The organism is Roseobacter insulae (assembly GCF_019375555.1).
In the GTDB taxonomy this organism is placed as follows: domain Bacteria; phylum Pseudomonadota; class Alphaproteobacteria; order Rhodobacterales; family Rhodobacteraceae; genus Roseobacter; species Roseobacter insulae.
In genome coordinates this window covers 603,532-621,442 of record NZ_JAHXDN010000001.1, presented here as the reverse complement: position 1 = coordinate 621,442, position 17,911 = coordinate 603,532, and the positions used below count along the sequence as shown (strand labels likewise).

The 17,911-nt window shown below is 59.8% G+C and carries 20 protein-coding genes; 4 read left to right on the top strand and 16 right to left on the bottom strand.

What is annotated here, in order from left to right:
* Positions 1–13 precede the first annotated feature (13 nt).
* Positions 14–910, bottom strand: coding sequence for an ABC transporter substrate-binding protein (locus tag KX928_RS03050; RefSeq protein ID WP_219498759.1), 897 nt, complete (start codon positions 908–910; stop codon positions 14–16).
* Entirely contained in the window at positions 907–1,878 is a 972-nt protein-coding gene (gene pip, locus KX928_RS03045; RefSeq protein WP_219498756.1) for a prolyl aminopeptidase, read from the bottom strand. The genes KX928_RS03050 and pip overlap by 4 nt, the downstream gene beginning before the upstream one ends.
* Before the next feature lie 48 nt (positions 1,879–1,926).
* Here pip and ubiG point away from each other — a divergent pair, with 48 nt between their 5' ends.
* Complete coding sequence (ubiG, locus tag KX928_RS03040; RefSeq protein ID WP_219498753.1) at positions 1,927–2,673, top strand: bifunctional 2-polyprenyl-6-hydroxyphenol methylase/3-demethylubiquinol 3-O-methyltransferase UbiG; 747 nt, start codon at positions 1,927–1,929, stop codon at positions 2,671–2,673.
* On the opposite strand, the gene KX928_RS03035 is transcribed toward ubiG, so the two are convergent.
* The 4 genes from KX928_RS03035 to KX928_RS03020 are packed head-to-tail and all read right to left on the bottom strand — an operon-like array spanning position 2,670 to position 4,936.
* The gene (locus tag KX928_RS03035; RefSeq protein WP_219498750.1) at positions 2,670–3,113 is read right to left on the bottom strand and encodes a MarR family winged helix-turn-helix transcriptional regulator; all 444 of its coding nucleotides are present in this window, start codon (positions 3,111–3,113) and stop codon (positions 2,670–2,672) included. The genes ubiG and KX928_RS03035 overlap by 4 nt on opposite strands.
* A complete protein-coding gene (locus tag KX928_RS03030) occupies positions 3,113–3,943 on the bottom strand; it encodes a carbon-nitrogen hydrolase family protein (protein ID WP_219498747.1) in 831 nt (276 codons plus the stop codon). The genes KX928_RS03035 and KX928_RS03030 overlap by 1 nt, the downstream gene beginning before the upstream one ends.
* Positions 3,943–4,200 (bottom strand): glutaredoxin 3, encoded by a 258-nt coding sequence (gene grxC, locus KX928_RS03025; RefSeq protein ID WP_219498743.1) that lies wholly within the window; start codon positions 4,198–4,200, stop codon positions 3,943–3,945. Before grxC ends, KX928_RS03030 begins: the two co-directional genes overlap by 1 nt.
* Before the next feature lie 37 nt (positions 4,201–4,237).
* On the bottom strand, positions 4,238–4,936 hold the full coding sequence (locus KX928_RS03020) for a ComF family protein (RefSeq protein ID WP_219498740.1): 699 nt from the start codon (positions 4,934–4,936) through the stop codon (positions 4,238–4,240).
* Between the two features lie 47 nt (positions 4,937–4,983).
* Between KX928_RS03020 and KX928_RS03015 the strand changes: the two genes are divergently transcribed.
* A complete protein-coding gene (locus KX928_RS03015) occupies positions 4,984–5,796 on the top strand; it encodes a methyltransferase domain-containing protein (RefSeq protein WP_219498737.1) in 813 nt (270 codons plus the stop codon).
* A gap of 56 nt (positions 5,797–5,852) precedes the next feature.
* Complete coding sequence (gene hemH, locus KX928_RS03010; protein WP_219498733.1) at positions 5,853–6,923, top strand: ferrochelatase; 1,071 nt, start codon at positions 5,853–5,855, stop codon at positions 6,921–6,923.
* 75 nt (positions 6,924–6,998) lie between these two features.
* Here hemH and KX928_RS03005 read toward each other — a convergent pair whose 3' ends face one another.
* Together KX928_RS03005 and KX928_RS03000 are read right to left on the bottom strand one after the other, a co-directional pair.
* Complete coding sequence (locus KX928_RS03005) at positions 6,999–7,175, bottom strand: hypothetical protein (protein WP_219498731.1); 177 nt, start codon at positions 7,173–7,175, stop codon at positions 6,999–7,001.
* A 140-nt stretch (positions 7,176–7,315) separates the two neighbouring features.
* On the bottom strand, positions 7,316–7,927 hold the full coding sequence (locus tag KX928_RS03000) for a L,D-transpeptidase (protein WP_219498729.1): 612 nt from the start codon (positions 7,925–7,927) through the stop codon (positions 7,316–7,318).
* Between the two features lie 165 nt (positions 7,928–8,092).
* Here KX928_RS03000 and dalA point away from each other — a divergent pair, with 165 nt between their 5' ends.
* Positions 8,093–8,620, top strand: a complete 528-nt coding sequence (dalA, locus tag KX928_RS02995; protein WP_219498728.1) for a divisome-associated lipoprotein DalA — start codon at positions 8,093–8,095, stop codon at positions 8,618–8,620.
* 3 nt (positions 8,621–8,623) lie between these two features.
* Here the strand turns inward: dalA and KX928_RS02990 are convergent, their stop codons facing one another.
* The 8 genes from KX928_RS02990 to hslO all read right to left on the bottom strand — a co-directional run bounded on the left by KX928_RS02990 (position 8,624) and on the right by hslO (position 17,842).
* Entirely contained in the window at positions 8,624–9,124 is a 501-nt protein-coding gene (locus KX928_RS02990; protein WP_219498725.1) for a L,D-transpeptidase family protein, read from the bottom strand.
* Between the two features lie 86 nt (positions 9,125–9,210).
* Positions 9,211–9,990: an ion transporter gene (locus KX928_RS02985; protein WP_219498723.1), complete on the bottom strand. Its 780-nt coding sequence runs from the start codon at positions 9,988–9,990 to the stop codon at positions 9,211–9,213.
* Positions 9,991–10,010: 20 nt separating this feature from the next.
* Positions 10,011–11,237 carry a class I SAM-dependent RNA methyltransferase gene (locus KX928_RS02980; protein WP_219498721.1) on the bottom strand — a complete coding sequence of 409 codons (1,227 nt, stop codon included), beginning with the start codon at positions 11,235–11,237 and terminating at the stop codon, positions 10,011–10,013.
* Between the two features lie 39 nt (positions 11,238–11,276).
* Positions 11,277–13,109 (bottom strand): ABC transporter ATP-binding protein, encoded by a 1,833-nt coding sequence (locus KX928_RS02975; protein WP_219498720.1) that lies wholly within the window; start codon positions 13,107–13,109, stop codon positions 11,277–11,279.
* Positions 13,106–14,944: an ABC transporter ATP-binding protein gene (locus tag KX928_RS02970; RefSeq protein ID WP_219498718.1), complete on the bottom strand. Its 1,839-nt coding sequence runs from the start codon at positions 14,942–14,944 to the stop codon at positions 13,106–13,108. The genes KX928_RS02975 and KX928_RS02970 overlap by 4 nt, the downstream gene beginning before the upstream one ends.
* 168 nt (positions 14,945–15,112) lie before the next feature.
* Positions 15,113–16,291 (bottom strand): CCA tRNA nucleotidyltransferase, encoded by a 1,179-nt coding sequence (locus KX928_RS02965; RefSeq protein WP_219498715.1) that lies wholly within the window; start codon positions 16,289–16,291, stop codon positions 15,113–15,115.
* Positions 16,267–16,863, bottom strand: coding sequence for a CoA pyrophosphatase (locus KX928_RS02960; protein WP_219498711.1), 597 nt, complete (start codon positions 16,861–16,863; stop codon positions 16,267–16,269). The genes KX928_RS02965 and KX928_RS02960 overlap by 25 nt, the downstream gene beginning before the upstream one ends.
* Positions 16,853–17,842, bottom strand: a complete 990-nt coding sequence (gene hslO, locus KX928_RS02955) for an Hsp33 family molecular chaperone HslO (protein ID WP_219498708.1) — start codon at positions 17,840–17,842, stop codon at positions 16,853–16,855. The genes KX928_RS02960 and hslO overlap by 11 nt, the downstream gene beginning before the upstream one ends.
* Between the last annotated feature and the right edge of the window lie 69 nt (positions 17,843–17,911).

Here is a 17,911-nt window from a genome sequence, read left to right as displayed (position 1 = left end):
ACCCCCGATCGCGTCAGGCGATCCACCACCTTTCAGCTGCCCGCAGATTGTCCAGCGGCCAGCGCGCGCCAATCTGTCCCGGCAAGGCCATGCTGGTAGATACAGCGGAGGTCATGAAGTTCTCCTCCGGCAGCAGCACCATTTCGGTAAGATCCCCCAGATCCACCGCATGCGTCAGGTCAGCGGCATCCACATAGTGCTCGCGCAGCGCCTCTGCCCGCACAGCGTCGGCTGGCAGCGACACCAGTTCCACGCTGTCGAACCAGCCCGCCTGACCGTCCTTGTAGTGGGTCTCGACGCGGTGACCCACGAATTGCCGGCCCGGCTGGAACCGATGCACGCGGTAAAGGCCGGTGCCGATACCCGCACGCATGGCCAGCGCCATGTCGCGCGCCGGATACACCACCAGTTCCGGGGCGGTCAGACGGTACGGAAAATCGGCATCCGGGTGGGACAGTGAAATCCGAACCTGGTTGTCGGATGTCGCTGCGATTGTCTCAATATCTGCCAGCGCGCCTGCGCGGTGTAGCTCAAACGATTCCACGACATCTGCGGCTGAAAATGATGCGCCGTTGTGGAAACGGACATTCCCGCGGAGGTCAAAAACCCAGTCTTGTGCATCCGCGCTTCCGTGCCACCGGGTCGCCAGTTCCCCGCGCAGAGTACCATCGGCAGCCACTTCGGTCAGCGTCTCGAAAACGGCACCGACCATGGCCACCTGCATGAACAACCCCTGCGGCACACGGGCGTCAAAGCCATCCGTCCGGGCAGCGCCTGACAGGGCTATGCGCAGACGGCCCCCGCGCACGGGCGCCGATTGCGCCGACACGCCCGTCGCCGCCAGAAGCGCCGCCGCCGCACCCGAGGCAAAAAGCGCCCGGCGATCCATATGCGCGCGCGTCCGGCTCATCGTCCGCCGATCCTGTCCATTGTCCGGACCAGTTCCGCGCTGATTCCGGGTTCTGACAATGCGTGCCCGGCGTTGCGCACCATTTTCAGATCACAGTTTTCCCAGGCCTCCGACAGGGCATAGGCGCTGTCCGGCGGGCAGATCATATCGTAACGGCCCTGCACGATCACGCCGGGAATATGCGCGATCCGCCCGACGTGCGCGAGGATCTGGCCGTCAAATTCAAGAAATCCGGCGTTGGAGAAATAGTGATTCTCCAATCGTGCGAAGGCGCGGGCGTAATCTCCCGGGCTTTCGCCTGTTGCGCCCGAGGAGTGAATGGACGCCAGCGCATTTTCCCACGAAGACCATGCCTTGGCGTAGCGTGTCTCGATCGTCATATCGCCACAGAACAGCCGCCGCCGATAGGCTTCAATCAGGTTATCCTGTTCGTCCTTCGGCACAAGGGTCGTGAACCGCTCCCATACTTCAGGCCAGAATTTCCCAGCGCCGCCGCCATAGAACCAGTCCAGTTCCCGCTTGGTCATCAGGAACACACCACGCAGGACGATATGGCGCACGTGATCCGGGTGCGCCTGCGCGTAGATAAGGGCCAGCGTCGCGCCCCAACTGCCGCCAAAGACAATCCAGTGCTCTATACGCATTTCCCGGCGAATACGCTCGATATCATCCACCAGATGCCACGTCGTATTATGCGTCACGCTGGCATGAGGCCGTGACCGGCCACAGCCGCGCTGATCAAAAAGAATCACCCGGTAGATTTCCGGGTCAAAGTATCGCCGCATCGCGGGGCTGCATCCACCACCCGGCCCACCGTGCAGCACGATGACCGGAATGCCCTGCGGATTACCACATTGCTCCACATAGACCTTATGTCCCTGGCCCACGTCGAGCATGCGCTGATCGAAAGGATCGATCGGCGGGTACAGATATTGCACTGCGCGCTTTTGGTCCGAGAATTTGTCCATTACAGGCCTATATAATACGAAAACGCACTTGAGCACATGGAGATCAGAATGCAAGCGCCTCAAACCACGGTGGACCCCTCGGAAATCGCGAAATTCGAAGCGATGGCGGCCGATTGGTGGGATGAGAATGGTAAATTCAAGCCGCTGCACATGCTGAACCCCTGCCGGCTGGACTACATCACCAGCCAGATCGCGGGTGAGTTTGATCGCGACCTGACGGCGCCCGCAGCCTTCAAGGGGCTGCGCATTCTCGACATTGGGTGCGGTGGCGGCCTGCTGGCGGAACCCATGGCGCGCTTGGGAGCGGATGTCGTGGGGGCAGATGCGGCCGAACGGAACATCCCGGTGGCACGAATTCACGCCGAACAATCCGGTCTGAACATCGACTATCGTCACACCACCGCCGAGGCTTTGGCGGAGGCGGGTGAGCAATTCGATGCCGTGCTGAACATGGAAGTCGTGGAGCATGTGGCATCCCCCATCGACTACCTCATTGCCTGCCGCAAGCTTCTGAAACCGGGCGGCCTGCACATCTGCTCGACCCTGAACCGCAACCCGAAATCATACATGATGGCGATTATTGGCGCGGAACACGTGATGCGTTGGCTGCCCAAGGGGACCCATGAATGGTCAAAGTTCATCACCCCGGATGAACTCTTCTCCCTGCTGCAGGACGCGGGCCTTGACCCGGTGGATCGGAAGGGATTTGTGTTCAACCCGCTGACGTGGTCATGGCGTTTGTCCGACAGAGACCTGAGCGTAAATTACGTCACCGCCAGTGTGAAACCGGCCTAGGTCTCTTCGCCGAGTTGGCGGCGCATCTCCCGCAGGATCGGGAGCGCCTCGCGCACCTGCGTGTCGCCAAGCTTTTCCACCACCTGATTGATCAGCGGCGTGATCGAGCCTACCGCGTGATCCCGCGCCTGACGCCCGGCAGGGCTGATGGCAACCATCTTGCGCCGCGCGTCGTCCCAATCCGGCCGGATGTGCACATAGCCCGCCCATTCCAGCTTGCTCAGCGTGTTGGTCATTGCGCCGCGGGTGACGTGAAATGTCTCTGCCAGTTGCGCCGGGGTGCGTTCATCCATCGTGCGCGCCAGATGGTTCAGCACGGAAAAATGCGATATTTCCATACCTTTAGGCAATACGCGGCTCAGGCGCGCGCGCACCATCTGGTCCGCCGCGAGCACCTCACTGAACAGAGCAATTGCCAGGGCATTTCGGTCGTCGTTCATCAGGGTCCATCAAAAGGTCGCGCATTCTCAAGACTGGGGACACGGCCCCGAGCCTTGGCCACTTCTCCCATATCGAGGTCTGTTATGTAAACGCCCGGCGCGTCACCTGCGTCCATTTGGACCTCTCCCCAGGGGGAAACGACCAGCGAATGTCCATAGGTCCGGCGCGTTTTGTGAGCCGTACTGGCGTGTTCCCCCGTCTGGGCGGGGGCGAGAACGAAACACCCTGTCTCTATCGCGCGGGCGCGCAGGAGCGTGTGCCAGTGCGCCGCACCGGTCACTGGGGAAAACGCCGCCGGCACGGTCAGTATCTGCGCCCCCGACTTGGCAAGGGCTGCATGCAGTTTCGGAAACCGCAGATCATAGCAGATCGTCAGCCCGATCGGCGCAAAAGGGGTCTGGGCGATGACAGCTTGCTCACCGGGGCGATACCCTTCGGACTCGCGCCACGTCTCCTCGGGCGATACCGCAACGTCGAACATGTGGATCTTGTCATATCGCGCAACGATGTCGCCATCCGGATTGACGACAAAGGACCGGTTGGCAAACCGCCCGTCCGCATCGTTTGTCTTAAGGCCAAGCGACCCGATCAGCAGCCAGACACCCGATGCCTGCGCCTGCGCGCGCAACGCGGCAAGCGTGATATCATCTACCTCGTGCTGCAGCACCGCGTCCTGATGTTTCCGGCTGGTTGAGACACAGTTGATCACTTCCGGTGTCAGGATAAAAGTTGCCCCCTGCGCAGCGGCATCACGCATGTAATCCAGCGTGATTTCCAGATTGGCCGCCGGGTCGTCGGACACGTTGAGCTGCAGCAGAGCGGTCTTCATCAGGCCGCCAGCAGCGCATCCAGCTTGCCGGACCGCTCAAGCGCATAAAGCTCGTCACAGCCGCCTACGTGTGTCTCCCCCACGAAGATCTGCGGAACGGTCCGCCCGCCATTCGCACGCTGTATCATTTCTGGCTTGCGGCTGGGGTTGGACAGAACGTCCACTTCGGAAAAGCTTACACCTTTCTCCTTCAGCAATCGTTTTGCGGCATGGCAAAATCCGCAGAGTGGCGAAGTGTAGATTTCAACGGGCTTCATGTCTTTGATCCTTTTGGCGTCGTGCTTGGATCGGAACTTAGGTATCCTTGACGACGCGTGCTAGGGTCACGACATAAACCGGCCCTGATCCGGCTGCAATGCATGCGTCGGTCGCCGCTGAGAGAGTTGCGCCGGAGGTCAGCACGTCATCCACCAGCAACACCGGGCGCCCCACCAACCGATGGCGTCGCCGCGGATGTGCGGTAATGGCCCCCTTGACCGACGAAAACCGCACCTCTTTTGTCATACCCTCCATAGGGAGCGTCCGCTTCTGACGTTGCAGCAGGTCCGGACAAACCGGTAATCCTGTCGTCTTTGCAAGAGCTTGCGCCAATAACGCGGATTGATTGTAGCGCCTTTTGACCATGCGCATCCAATGCAGCGGCACCGGCGCGATGATCATGTTTTCCGTGGGCAGATCGGCCATTGCCTGCGCCATCCACTGTGCGGCCGGTGCTGCGATTTCCTGACGATCACCGTGTTTCAGCGCCAAAACCAACCGTTTGCCGTTGTCTTTGTAGATCAATGCGGACCGCCCCTTGGTCCAGGGTCGCGGCGTGGTCATGCAGTCATCACATTTTAGTGTGTCTGACAGGTCATCGCCGGGCAGCGGCATACCGCATGCATCGCAGATCGATCCCCCGATAAAGAGCGTGTCCCGCCAGCAGGTGCCGCACAGGCCAAAATCGCTCATCACTTTGCCGCCACACCCCAGGCAGCGGGGTGGGTAGATCATCGAGACAGCCGTTTGAAAACTCACTTCCGCCACGCTATGTCCCCTTCATGAATGCACCGAATGCCCTGACTGATGTTGTCGCTCTGCACAGACACCGCGCACGCGCGACGACTCACTTCCTGCAGGAAACTGCAGCGGACGAAGTGCAGGATCGCCTCTCCTTGGTTAACAGGGCGTTTACGTCACCCGCCGTGGTGACCCCTTTTTCGCAGGTGTGGGAAACCCGGTTTCCCAAGGCCACGCTTGTGCCGGATGACGACACCCTGACGCTGCGGGAGGGTGCGCATGATCTGGTGATCCATTCCCTTGGGCTGCATTGGGCCAACGACCCGGTTGGCCAGTTGATCCAGTGCCGCCGCGCGTTGCAACCCGACGGCCTGCTGATCACCGCAAGCCTTGGCGGGCAAACCCTGGAAGAGCTGCGCGCCTGTCTGGGCGAGGCGGAAATCGCCACCACAGGTGGTCTGTCCCCCCGGGTGGCGCCCATGGGCGAAATCAGGGATCTCGGCGCTTTGCTGCAACGCGCCGGCCTTGCGCTGCCTGTGGCGGATAGTCTCACGTTGAACGTTGCCTACCGGGATATCTGGCATCTGATGCATGATCTTCAGGCAATGGGGGAAAGAAACGCGCTGGCGACACGCCACCGTAAACCCACGAAGCGCGCGGTTTTCGACGAGGCCAACAGGCTCTATTCAATGCAATATCCGGCCGCCGATGGCCGTATTGCCGCCACCTTCGAATTGGTTTTTCTGACCGGTTGGGCACCTGACGACAAGCAGCCCAAACCGCTGCGGCCGGGGTCCGCGACGCAACGGCTGGCTAACGCGTTGTCGGTGACCGAAACACCCTTGCCTGATTGACGCCCGCGCAAAACTGTCTATCTGAGGCTTTAACCGCACTACAAGGACCGATTGAAATGCTGGACAGCAGCGCCTCCGCGCCCGTGACCGTTCGACCGGAACATGCCAAGGATGACCATCCTGAAGTCGCAGAACCCAAGATCGGCATTCTGCTGGCAAACCTTGGGACACCGGACAACTACGACTACTGGTCCATGCGCCGATATCTGAACGAGTTTCTGTCGGATCGTCGTGTCATCGACTACAGCCCGTGGATTTGGCAACCGCTGCTGCAACTCATCATCCTCAGCAAGCGGCCGTTTTCAAGCGGTGCAGCCTACAAATCGATCTGGAATGAGGACGCCGGCGAAAGCCCCTTGATGACGATCACCAAGGCGCAAACGGCAAAAATCAAAACGGAAATGCAAAAGCGTCACGGCGACACTGTCATGGTGGATTTCTGCATGCGCTACGGCAACCCGTCGACCCGCTCCAAGGTCGCCGAAATGACCGCGGCGGGGTGCCGTAAGATATTGTTTTTTCCACTCTACCCCCATTACGCCGGGGCCACGTCCGCCACCGCTAACGACGAATTCTTTCGCTCGCTCACCTTTGAGAAATGGCAACCGGTGACACGTACGGTAGAGCCCTATTTCGGCCGGTCAGACTACATCGAAGCCCTGGCGCAGTCGATCGAGCGTGCTTACGCGGGGTTGGCGACAAAACCCGATATTCTGGTCTGCTCCTACCACGGTGTGCCCATTCGATACCTGATGGAGGGCGACCCCTACCATTGCCAGTGCCAGAAAACGACCCGTTTACTCAAAGAACGCCTGGGATGGGAGGACACGGAGATCACCACGACATTCCAGTCTAAGTTCGGGCCTGAAGAATGGCTGCAACCCTACACCGTCGAAGAGGTCGCGCGCCTGGCGGAGAACGGGAAAAAGAACATTGCCGTCTGCGCACCCGCCTTCTCAGCGGACTGCATCGAGACGCTGGAAGAGATCAACGAAGAGATCAAGGAAAGCTTTGAGGAAGCGGGGGGCGAGAGCTTTACCTATATCCCGTGCCTGAACGATGACGACGCGCATATTGATGCGCTGGCGAATGTGATCGATGACAATCTGAAAGGCTGGATCGGTTAAGAAGCCGGATCTGTGGACAGAAACGTAAAAAGGCGGCGCTGAGCGCCGCCTTTTTGATTTGCAGTGCGTCTCTTATTAGGAAAGAGCTGCAGCAGCCACGATCAACAGAAGGATCGGCAGCAGCGCGCCTGCGGACGAGCCTTCTGCTTCTTCAACAACAACAGGTGCTTCAACGACGGGCTCAGCAAGCGAACCTGCGTATGCTGTCGATGCGGCAGCTGTCAGAGCAGCGGCGAGAACGAGTTTCTTCATATCATAACCTCCAGAAATGGCGCACCACTAATTACGGTGGAACGCACCCAAGACTTTCCTCGTAGTTGTTTGTAAAGCACCATAAATCGGCCTTTGCAAACTGGATTCCCGGATCGTTCCGCAAATCAAAGCTGATGTCGTCAAATAAGCAACACTTGTGTGCCAACTTTCGCCAATGCGAAGAGTTCGGAAATATGCTCGTTGTAAAGACCGATGCAGCCGTTGGAGGATTGCCGGCCGATTTTGCGTGTATCATGCGTTCCGTGGATTCGATAATACGTCCAGCTCAGGTAAAGAGCATGCGTTCCCAGCGGGTTATCGGGACCGGGGCCGATGTATTCCGGCCACTCTGGATTGCGTTTCAGCATGGAGGGGGTCGGACGCCAGCTTGGACCTTCCACCTTCCGGATCACGGATGTGCGGCCGCGCCGTGTCAGCTCTTCGGTGAGGGGCACACTTGACGGATAGAGCTTGTAGAAGCTCTCATCTTCCGCCCAATAATGCAGCGCCCGGCTGTCGATATCGACAAGGATCGCGCCATTCTTCAGGTTGGAGAAATACGGCTGCCAGTCCAGCGTCCGGAAACTCGAAATGTTGCGACGCACCACCTCTGTCAGGTCCCTTTCACCCTGCGTGGTCGCCGCAGAATTCACGGATGATGTATCCTGCGCGATGGCAGGGGTCGCGAGCAGTGCCGCACTGCCCGCCAGAAAGGCGCGACGGCTTGGGACGTTAAAAGGTTTGTCAGACACTGGATGCCTCCATAAACACAAACAGATCACTTTCTTGCACATTTTATTGCGCGAATGCCTCAGTCGCAAATCAAACACTTGTCATCTGGCAGTGTCGCGCCGATGTGCGTTTGAATTACAACGCATAGCCATATATGCGATTACATAACGTTTAAGGAGGGCAAAATGGTCCGGCTGTTATCGATTTTTATTGCTTTGGGGTTAACGCTTGCCGCCTGTGGACCCGGTCCAGCCATCAATGATGGGTCCGGGGCACCCGGATTGTACCGCATCAAGAAGTCCGACACCAACAAGATCCAGTTCCGCATGCTTGATTCGGTCAATGCACTGCGCAGCGCATCCGGGCAGGCACCGCTTGAGTTTGACGCCCGGCTGAACGCCGCCGCCGCCACCCATTCGCGCGATATGTCGATCCAGAACCGCCCGTGGCATTTTGGCTCGGACGGATCCTCGCCGATCGACCGTATTCAGCGCGTCGGCTACGCGGGCACACTGGTTGGCGAAAATATCTCCGAAACCTATGAAACGGAGATTGAGACACTGGCCGCATGGATGGAGCAGCCCGACACGCGTCGTGTCATCCTGTCGCCCGATGCCACGCAGATGGGGTTTGCCTGGCATCAGGAAACCAACGGAAAAATCTGGTGGACGCTGGTGACCGGAAGCAATCAAACCGGTGCCGGGGCTGTCTGACGCCTAGGCGTTCAATGTGATCAGCGTGCCGTCCCGGACCATGGCGTAGATATCTTCGATCTCGTCATTGGTCACCGAGATACAGCCCCATGTCCAATCCTTGTCGTCCTTGCGGAACGGGTTTTTCTGACCGTGGATAAAGATATCGCCGCCCGCGCTCTTGCCCATGGACTTCGCCGCCGCGACATCGTTCACGTTGGGATAGGAGATACCCAATGACAGGTGAAAACTGGAGTTCGGATTGCGCCGGTCGATCCGGTAGAGCCCCTCGGGTGTGCGCCCGTCACCCTCGAACTGCTTGTGGCCCACGGGGGCAAATCCGAGGTTGATATCATAGCTCGTCAACACCCTGTCGTGGTGCAGCAGATGCATGCGCCGCGCGGCCTTGTTGACCACCACGAAGGTCACTTCCGGCCCGTCATACCGACGAAGCTTCGGATTACTTGCGCAGCCACCCAATGCAACGGCGGCTGCGGTGCCTAAAATCAAATTCCTGCGACGCATTTTCTGCTGTCCCGTTTGTCTTTTCGACATTCTGCTCTTTTGGCACAAGTACCATGGTTATTTGGTTAAACAACCTCACAAATCTGTCAGGACCGGGATTTTTCGTCCAAGCGTTTCTCAATTGCAATCAGCCGATGCAGCACCTCGTCCCGGTAGGCATCGGTCACCGCACCCATCTCTTCCTGATGCGCATCCTGCATCGAGTTCACGATCAGACCGACCAGAAGGTTCACCACCGCGAAGGTCGTGATCATGATGAAGGGCACGAAAAACGCCCATGCGTAGGGGTAGATATCCATGACCGGCCGGACAATTCCCATCGACCAGCTTTCCAGCGTCATGATCTGGAACAGGGTATAGGCGCTCTGCGGCAGGGATCCGAACCATTCGGGGAAACTCGCGGCAAAGAGCTTGGTCGCCATGACCGCGCCGATATAGAAAATGATGGCCATCAACAGGAAAACACTGCCCATTCCCGGCAGGGCGATGATGAAACCCTCCACCACCCGGCGCAGCCTGGGCGCAACGGAAATGACCCGAAGCACCCGCAGGATTCTGAGTGCCCGCAGCACCGATATGGTTTGCGACCCCGGCACCAGCGCCACTGCGACGATGAACAGGTCAAAAAGGCTCCAGCCGTTTCGAAAAAACCGGCCGCCCCGCGCAAAGATTTTCAGCGCGATTTCAACAACAAAAATGGCCAGGCAGGCCGTGTCCAGCGCAATGATAACCGGCCCGGCACGCGCCATCAGTTCGGGAGATGTCTCCATTCCGAGAAGCACTGCGTTCAGGATGATCACGGCCATCACCAGGTTGATGACCCAAGCCTGGTCCAGCCAGGCATCCAGTTTACTCCTCAGCGACATGCGCATCTCCTTAAAAGACTTCAGCGGATATGGGAGGCCGTGAAGCTGGCAACAAGTTCTACATGCGCGGACCAGCGAAATTGATCCACCACCTGCACCCAATCGAGTACGTACCCTGCCTGCACCAACATCTGCGCGTCACGTGCAAATGTGACTGGATTGCAGGACACATATGCGATGCGCGGCATCTTCATTTTGGCAAGCTCGGCGACCTGAGCCTCGGCACCTGCCCGTGGCGGATCAAGCACGACCGCCTCCGCCTTGGCCATTTCGTCCGGCATCAGCGGGCGGCGAAACAGATCGCGGGTTTCCGTTCTGACCTGTTTAAGGCCCTGCGTGTTGCGCCATCCCTGATCCAGCGCCGCGGTCATGTCCTGCGATCCTTCCACGGCATGCACCTCGGCCCGGCGCGCAAGCGGCAAGGAAAACGTGCCGCAGCCCGCAAATAGGTCGATCACCCGCCAGGCGTCTTGCGTGATGTCCATCACCGAGGCGCTCAGCGCAGCCTCGCCATGCGCCGTAGCCTGCAAAAAGGCCCCCGGTGGCGGCGTGATCTGTGCGTCATCCAATCGGTGCACCGGCGGTGCGCGCATCGCCACCACCTCGTCCTCCCATGACAATCGTGCAAGGCCCAACTGATCGCACACCGCAGCCAGTTGTTGGCGCAAGGGGCCATCCAGCGGTTTGCCATGTGCAACCGCCACATCCAGGCCGGTCTTCGATGCCGTGACCATCACTGACAGCGCCGTCTTGCGGCTGGCGCCGACAAGGGCAAGCTGCTCTGCCACCGCAATGCCTTGCATCACCGCCGGGTCAAGCAGCTGGCACTCCGGAATGGCGACAATGGTGTCCGAGCCGCGCCCGTGAAATCCGGCCATCGCTCCTTTTTTCGTACGGCGTGCCGAAAAGCCTGCCCGTCTGCGCGACCGGCGCGGAGACGTCTGGATCGGTTTGAACGCGGTCTCCAATCCGTGAGCGTCCAGAGCGCGGCGCACGACGTCTACCTTCCAGTCCGCAACAAGGGCGTCATCCGCGTGCTGCAGCTGGCACCCGCCGCAGGATTTGAAATGACGGCAGGGCGGCGCAACGCGTCTGTCTGACGGACGCAGGATTTTGACATCTTTCAGGATGCTGCCTTCCAGCGTCCCCTCCACGCGCTCTCCGGGCAAGGTGAGTGGCGCGTAGATCGGCCCATCCGCGAGGCCATCGCCATGCAGGCCAAGCCGTGTGATCGTGATTTCGGTCATGACACTTGCCATAGGGCAGGATGCGACGACAAAAAACCCTTATTCCGCAGCCTGTGTCCGGATGAACCCACCGGATTGGCGCTGCCAGTACTGCGCGTATAGGCCGCCCTGCGCCAGCAACGTCTCGTGGCTGCCGTTTTCGACGATCTGACCTTCGTCCATGACGATGATCCGGTCCATTTCCGTAAGGGTCGACAAGCGGTGCGCGATGGCGAGCACAGTCTTGCCCCGCATAACGCGTACCAAAGCGGTCTGGATGGCGGCTTCCACTTCGCTGTCGAGCGCGCTCGTCGCCTCATCCAACACGAGAATCGGCGCATCCTTGAGAATTGCCCGCGCCAGGGCAATACGCTGACGTTGCCCGCCTGACAGCTTCACGCCGCGCTCGCCGAGATGCGCATCGTACCCGGCGCGTCCCTTGTGATCGACCAGTTCCAGAATGAACTCATGCGCCTCGGCTTTTTGCGCCGCCGCGATGATCTCTTCTTCCGACGCATCCGGTCGCCCATAGAGAATATTGTCACGTGCCGATCGGTTGAACATCGCGGTTTCCTGCGTGACCATGCCGATGTGGCTGCGCAGGCTTTCCTGCGTGACCTTGGTAATGTCCTGCCCGTCGATTTCGATCCGGCCTTCCTCGGAATCGTAAAGACGCAGCAACAGCGCCACGAGCGTCGATTTACCAACGCCCGAGGCACCCACGATGCCAAGCTTTTCGCCGGCATTGATCGTCAGGCTGATGTTGCGCACGCCGCCTTTGTCCCGCCCGTAGGCAAACCCGACGTCGCGCAGGGCGATCTGGCCCTTTGGCACTGACAGATCAGGCGCGCCGGGATCGTTTTCAACGCGATTGCGCGGTGTCAGTGTGCGAATCCCGTCTTCGATCTCGCCCACGTTCGAATAGATCGCCATCAGCGTGAAGCTGACCCAGCCCGTCATTTGCGCAATACGGATCGCAACGGCGCCTGCAGCGACGATATCACCCTCCGTCGCCTGACCGGACTGCCACAAGACTATGGTACCGCCAAGCAGCAGAACCGGCAGGCAGCCGGCAAGGGCCATCAGCGCGAACCGGAACCCGGCGGCGAGATACCCGAATTCCACCGCTCTGGCGCGAAAGGTCTGCATCGCGCCAAGGGCAGCACGATCCTCGTGGTCGGCATGCGCAAAAAGCTTGACCGTTTTGATATTGGTGATCGTGTCAACAACCTGGCCGGACACCATCGCGCGTGCGCCTGCTCGCCCGGCGGAGAGCTTGCGCACCCGCGGCAGGAACCAGTTGATCATCGCGAAATAGACGACCAGCCACGCCGCAAACCCCAGTGCGACGCGCCAGTCAATCGCGAGCAGGAGCAGAACCGACCCCAGAAGTGACGCCAGCGCGAAAGCCACGACATTGATCACCTCGGATACCACGTCGGTAACGGCCCGCGCCGCCTGCATCTGCTTCTGCGCAATCCGACCCGCAAAATCATCGTCGAAAAATCCGACTGTCTGGCCAAGCGTCCAACGGTGCAGACGGGACAGGACCAGGGGATTCACGTTGGGCTGCACGATGATCGCATTGGCCGAAGCCGACAAACCAAACAGCAAGGGGCGTGCAATGATGAAAAAGGCGATGGCACCGATCACAAGCCAGGTGTTGTTCCCGTCAAAGAACTGGTCGGGTCCCGCCAGGGCTGTCGCATCGATCACCATGCCGAGGATCAGCGCAGTGCCAGCCTCCATCGCACCGGCGGCGGCCGACAAAAAGGCGGCAAGCCACAGGGCTGGCCACGACCCGGACAGGCACCACCGCATGAACGCACCAAGCGTTTGCGGTGGCGGCCCCTCTGCCGGACGAAAGGCGTTGATCCAGTTCGTTACTTTCACGCAGCTCCCTCAATGGCCAGAAATCCGCCCGACTGCCGGGCCCAGAATTCTGCATATAGTCCGCCCTGCGCCAAAAGCGCGTCGTGACTGCCATCTTCGACAATCCGGCCCTGATCCAGCACCAGAATGCGGTCCATCTGCGCAATGGTGGACAGACGGTGCGCAATGGCAATCACCGTCTTGCCCTCCATCATGCCGTAGAGCGTATCCTGAATGGCGGCTTCCACTTCGCTGTCCAGCGCGCTGGTCGCTTCGTCCAGCAGCAATATCGGCGCATCCTTGAGGATCACCCGCGCAAGCGTCACCCGCTGACGTTGCCCGCCGGACAGTTTGACGCCGCGTTCGCCGACCTGTGCCGCGTAGCCCCTGCGTCCTTCCGGATCTTCGAGATCAAGAATGAAGTCATGCGCCTGCGCCTGTCTGGCCGCCGCGATCACGTCTTCCTCGCTTGCATCGACGCGGCCGTACAGGATGTTGTCGCGCACCGACCGGTGCAACAGCGAACTGTCCTGCTGCACCATGCCAATCGACAGGCGCAGGCTGTCTTGCGTCACATGCGTGATGTCCTGACCGTCAATGAGGATCTGCCCGGCTTCAGGATCGTAAAATCGCAAGAGCAACTTGACGAGCGTCGATTTACCCGCCCCGGACCGCCCGACAAGGCCAATCTTTTCGCCCCGCCGGATGGTCAGGTCGATGCCGTCCAACCCGCCGGACTGGCGCCCGTAGTGGTGAGACAGGTTCCTGACCTCAATGGTGCCATCCGTCAGCTGCAATGGTCTCGCGGTTTTGGTGTCCGCCAGAGCAATGGGTTGCGCGATCGTCTCCATGCCTTCGGCAACAACCCCCAGTTCGCGGAAGAACGTGGTCAACGCCCACATGATCCAGCCTGTCATCGCGTTCAGCCGCAGTGTCAGCGCGGTGGCCGCAGCGACCACACCCACGCTGGCAGCGCCCTGCATCCACAACAGGATGGCCCAGCCCACAACGCCGATGATCAGCAAACCGTTCAGCGCCACCAGCGTGACATCCATCACGGTGAAAATCCGCATCTCACGCTGAAACGTCGTGCGCGTCTCTTCGATGGCTTCCTTGGCGTATTCAAGCTCCTGATCGTGATGCGCAAACATCTTGACGGAATGGATGTTGGTATAGGCATCGACAACCCGCCCGGTCACCAGCGACCGTGCGTTCGATGCCGCCTGCGATGCCGGGCCCACCCGTTTCACGGTCCAGCGCAGCAGGAACCCGTACAGCACGAACCACCCGACAAGCGGAATCAGCAGCCTTGGGTCCGACGATGACAGCAGGATCGCCGCGCCAAGCAGATAGGCCAGCGAAAAGGAAATCGCGTCAAATACCTGAAAGATCACTTCACCGGCAGCGGGCGGTGTCTGCATGATGCGGTTGGCAACGCGCCCCGCGAAGTCGTTCTCAAACCAGCCGACCGATTGCCGCAGGACCTGACGATGCGCCCGCCACCGGATCAATGTACCGAAATTCGGCAAAATCGCGTTGTTCAGAAGTGCGACGTCAACCGCCTGCAACAAGGGCCTTACCAGCAGGATGAACAGACCTGCCATAAGCAGTTCCATGCCATAGGTATCCCAGAAGACAGCAGGATCGCCTTCCAGCAGGTCCACGACCCGACCCATATAGAAGATCAGGGCAACCTCGATCGCCGCAACGACGATGGACATCACCCCCGCCCAGAAGAATACCTTTTTGAAGGGCTGTGAGTATTCCCACAGGAATGGCCACAGCTTTTGCGGCGGGTGGTCCGTTTCAGGATAGGGCGTATAGGGGTCAACAAGACGTTCAAAGTAGCGGAACATGACAGGGGGCCTTAGGTCAAAAATACAAAATGGTCAGGCGCAGCGTGGCAGCGCCCTCAAGAGATCGGTTTTTTCAGCGTCAGCTGAACCAGATCCCGCGATACATTTTGTAAACCTCCGTTGTCATACCGATGGTCTTACAAAAGAACCTGCGGTTTGTCGACCGCCTCATTCCAATGTCATCAACTCTTCACGTGTCAGACGGAACTGCGACGCGATCCAGCGCCGTTCCAGATACCCCAGCCTGTCGCCCAGCGCTTTGCCGGAAAGAGCTGGCATCAGGTCCTGCGCCTTGATGGGAAAACGCGCGACTGCCGCCTTTTTTATGGGGTCAAGGTCGTCTGTTACGACAGGTTGGCTGGCCAGCGCAGACCCAAGCACCAGCGCCCCGGCGGCGATGGTTTCGCCGTATCGATACGCGACCTCAGGGATCGGCATCATATTGCCCAAAACACTCTGAAGCAGCTCCATTACCTTCGCGTCCTTGCTGCTCATTCGCAGGCGCGCCTTCGCACCTTCTCCGCCCAGCGCGGCCAGACGCACGCGCCAGTCCGGGCGCAGGCCCAAAGCTTTCTGATTATGAACAACCGGGCCAAGCAACGTGATGTCGCTGCCGGGCAGAACCCGCTGCAGAAGCCCGGTATGCTGCATAGTTGCGATGCATTGAACAGGGTCCGGCGCCGCCAGCAATTTGCTTACTTCCGCCCCGATCCGTTCTGCCGAAAGCTTTTCGACACCTGCTGCATTCTGCGCAATGGCGTCCAGCGCCTCCACATCAAATCCTGCCTCGGGGTCCGCGTACCACGCGTGAAAGCGAAAGAACCTCAATGCCCTCAGATAGTCCTCCCGGATGCGCGCACCGGCGTCTTCAATAAACCGAATGCGCCGGGCAAGGCAGTCCGGCAATCCCCCGAGCGGGTCGACGATTGTACCCCCGGGCGTGGCATAGAGGGCGTTCAGCGTGAAATCCCGTCGCCGCGCGTCCTCGCTGATGTCCTTGGAAAAGACGACCTCCGCATGACGCCCATCGGTTTTGATGTCTCGTCGGAAAGTTGTCACCTCATAGCCGGTGCCATGCGCGACGATTGTCACCGTCCCATGGTCAATCCCGGTGGGCACCACTTTCAGGTCCGCAGCCTCGGCCAGACCCGTCACATCTTGCGGAAGGGCATCGGTGGCCATGTCGACATCCGCGCCGGGAATGCCCAGAACCGCATCGCGCACGCAGCCGCCGACGAAATAGATCTGCGCGCCTCTGGCAGACACCGCGCGGCACACGGCCTGGGCACCCGGATCGGTCAGCCAATGTGTATCCGTCGGAACTACTGTGAAATCTGGTCGGTCCATGCCCGCAACATACGCGCAGTTGCGCCCCAGATGTAATAGGGCCCGTAAGGAACGGCAAAATAGGAACGCATGTGCCCACGCCATCGGCGCGACTGGACCAGATAGTTGTCTTCGTTCAGCACATGACTCAACGGAACGGAGAAGACTTCGTCAACCTCGCCCGGCTCCGGGACGATATCGAAGGAGCTTGTTACCAACCCGATGACCGGTGTCACCGTGAAACCCGTCACAGTCTCGTGCGCCGGCAGCGATCCGAGGATGTCAACATTTTGCGGCGGCAGCCCTATTTCCTCATGCGCCTCGCGCAGCGCAGCGGCCGTGACGTCGGTGTCGCCCTCATCCTGCTTGCCGCCCGGAAAGGCGATTTGTCCGGGATGATGCTTTAATGCCGAGGACCGTTTTGTCAGCAGCAGGTGCAGGGTATCGCGCTTTTGCACGATGGGTGCCAGAACGCCAGCCGGGCGTAGTTTGCGCCCGGCAGGCAGAACCGTTTCAGGGTTCAGATCGAAATCCGACGAGGGACGGCCGGGCCGCCCCAGCGCGGACCGCAAGCGATCGAGATCAGGCGTCATCGCCATCCTGTTCCGCCTCGAAACCCACTGTCTTCGGATCGAGGTCATAATGCGCCCCGCAGAACTGGCAATCTGCCGTAACGCGCCCTGCATCCGTGGTCATCTTTTCGATGTCGCGTGCGGAATAGATCGACAGGCTCTGACGCACCCGGTCCTCGGAGCAGGTACAGCCAAAGCGCACGGTTTGCGCATCGAACACCCGCGGAATCTCCTCGTGGAACAATCTCAGCAACAGATCGTTTGGCGGCAGCGTCGGGCCTATCAGTTCCAGCTCCTCGACGGTATCGAGCAGGATATTGGCGCGGTTCCAGTTTTCCGCCTCATCATCCTGCACCAGGTCTGACGCGGTCAGCGTGTCGCCAGTTCCCTTGCCTTCGGCGACGAAGGGTGACGCCTTGGGCATGTGTTGCAGCATCATGCCGCCCGCGCGCCAGTGTTCGGCAACACCGGGTTCGACAGACCTGCCGAAACTCAGGGAGAACCGCGTCGGCAGCTGTTCGGACTGCGCAAAGTAAGTCTCTGCGCAGGCTGCCAGCGATGTGCCGTCAAGCGGTGTGATCCCCTGATAGGGCGTCATCCCCTTGCCCTGGTCGATCATGATGGCAAAGTATCCCTCGCCCACCTGATCAAAGGGCGCGGACTCCGTCAGCCGGTCGGCGTCGTAGCTTGCGTAGGCTCTGATCCGTGCCGTTCCACCCTCTTTTTCAGGGCCATAGTAATCTGTTGCAATCATGCGCACAGGCCCCTTGGACTGAACCTGCAATTGCAGTTTCCAGCGCAGCTTGATGGTTTGACCGATCAGAGCGGTCAGCAACGCCATCTCAGCCACCAGCGCTTCGACCTGCGGCGGATAATCATGTTGGTTGAGAATACCGTTCAAAGCACCATCCAGCCGCGCAACACGGCCGCGGATGTCGCTGGCATCAAGTTGAAATGGCAGGACCGTATCGTCCCACGCGATCTGGTGTCCGAGTGTCATTGGGGTTTCCTTACCGCCAAGGGGTTGGCATACCGGCACCATATAAACGTCTTGCGTGCGATGAAAAGA

Excerpts from the sequence above, each read along its gene's own strand:
- KX928_RS02970 (WP_219498718.1), bottom strand. The coding sequence starts at position 14,944 with ATGTTCCGCTACTTTGAACGTCTTGTTGACCCCTATACGCCCTATCCT.
- KX928_RS03020 (WP_219498740.1), bottom strand. The coding sequence starts at position 4,936 with ATGATCTACCCACCCCGCTGCCTGGGGTGTGGCGGCAAAGTGATGAGC.
- KX928_RS02980 (WP_219498721.1), bottom strand. The coding sequence starts at position 11,237 with ATGACCGAAATCACGATCACACGGCTTGGCCTGCATGGCGATGGCCTC.
- grxC (WP_219498743.1), bottom strand. The coding sequence starts at position 4,200 with ATGAAGCCCGTTGAAATCTACACTTCGCCACTCTGCGGATTTTGCCAT.
- hslO (WP_219498708.1), bottom strand. The coding sequence starts at position 17,842 with ATGACACTCGGACACCAGATCGCGTGGGACGATACGGTCCTGCCATTT.
- KX928_RS02985 (WP_219498723.1), bottom strand. The coding sequence starts at position 9,990 with ATGTCGCTGAGGAGTAAACTGGATGCCTGGCTGGACCAGGCTTGGGTC.
- KX928_RS03005 (WP_219498731.1), bottom strand. The coding sequence starts at position 7,175 with ATGAAGAAACTCGTTCTCGCCGCTGCTCTGACAGCTGCCGCATCGACA.
- KX928_RS03050 (WP_219498759.1), bottom strand. The coding sequence starts at position 910 with ATGAGCCGGACGCGCGCGCATATGGATCGCCGGGCGCTTTTTGCCTCG.
- KX928_RS02960 (WP_219498711.1), bottom strand. The coding sequence starts at position 16,863 with ATGACGCCTGATCTCGATCGCTTGCGGTCCGCGCTGGGGCGGCCCGGC.
- KX928_RS02990 (WP_219498725.1), bottom strand. The coding sequence starts at position 9,124 with ATGCGTCGCAGGAATTTGATTTTAGGCACCGCAGCCGCCGTTGCATTG.
- dalA (WP_219498728.1), top strand. The coding sequence starts at position 8,093 with ATGGTCCGGCTGTTATCGATTTTTATTGCTTTGGGGTTAACGCTTGCC.
- ubiG (WP_219498753.1), top strand. The coding sequence starts at position 1,927 with ATGCAAGCGCCTCAAACCACGGTGGACCCCTCGGAAATCGCGAAATTC.
- KX928_RS03030 (WP_219498747.1), bottom strand. The coding sequence starts at position 3,943 with ATGAAGACCGCTCTGCTGCAGCTCAACGTGTCCGACGACCCGGCGGCC.
- hemH (WP_219498733.1), top strand. The coding sequence starts at position 5,853 with ATGCTGGACAGCAGCGCCTCCGCGCCCGTGACCGTTCGACCGGAACAT.
- pip (WP_219498756.1), bottom strand. The coding sequence starts at position 1,878 with ATGGACAAATTCTCGGACCAAAAGCGCGCAGTGCAATATCTGTACCCG.
- KX928_RS02965 (WP_219498715.1), bottom strand. The coding sequence starts at position 16,291 with ATGGACCGACCAGATTTCACAGTAGTTCCGACGGATACACATTGGCTG.
- KX928_RS03015 (WP_219498737.1), top strand. The coding sequence starts at position 4,984 with ATGAATGCACCGAATGCCCTGACTGATGTTGTCGCTCTGCACAGACAC.
- KX928_RS03035 (WP_219498750.1), bottom strand. The coding sequence starts at position 3,113 with ATGAACGACGACCGAAATGCCCTGGCAATTGCTCTGTTCAGTGAGGTG.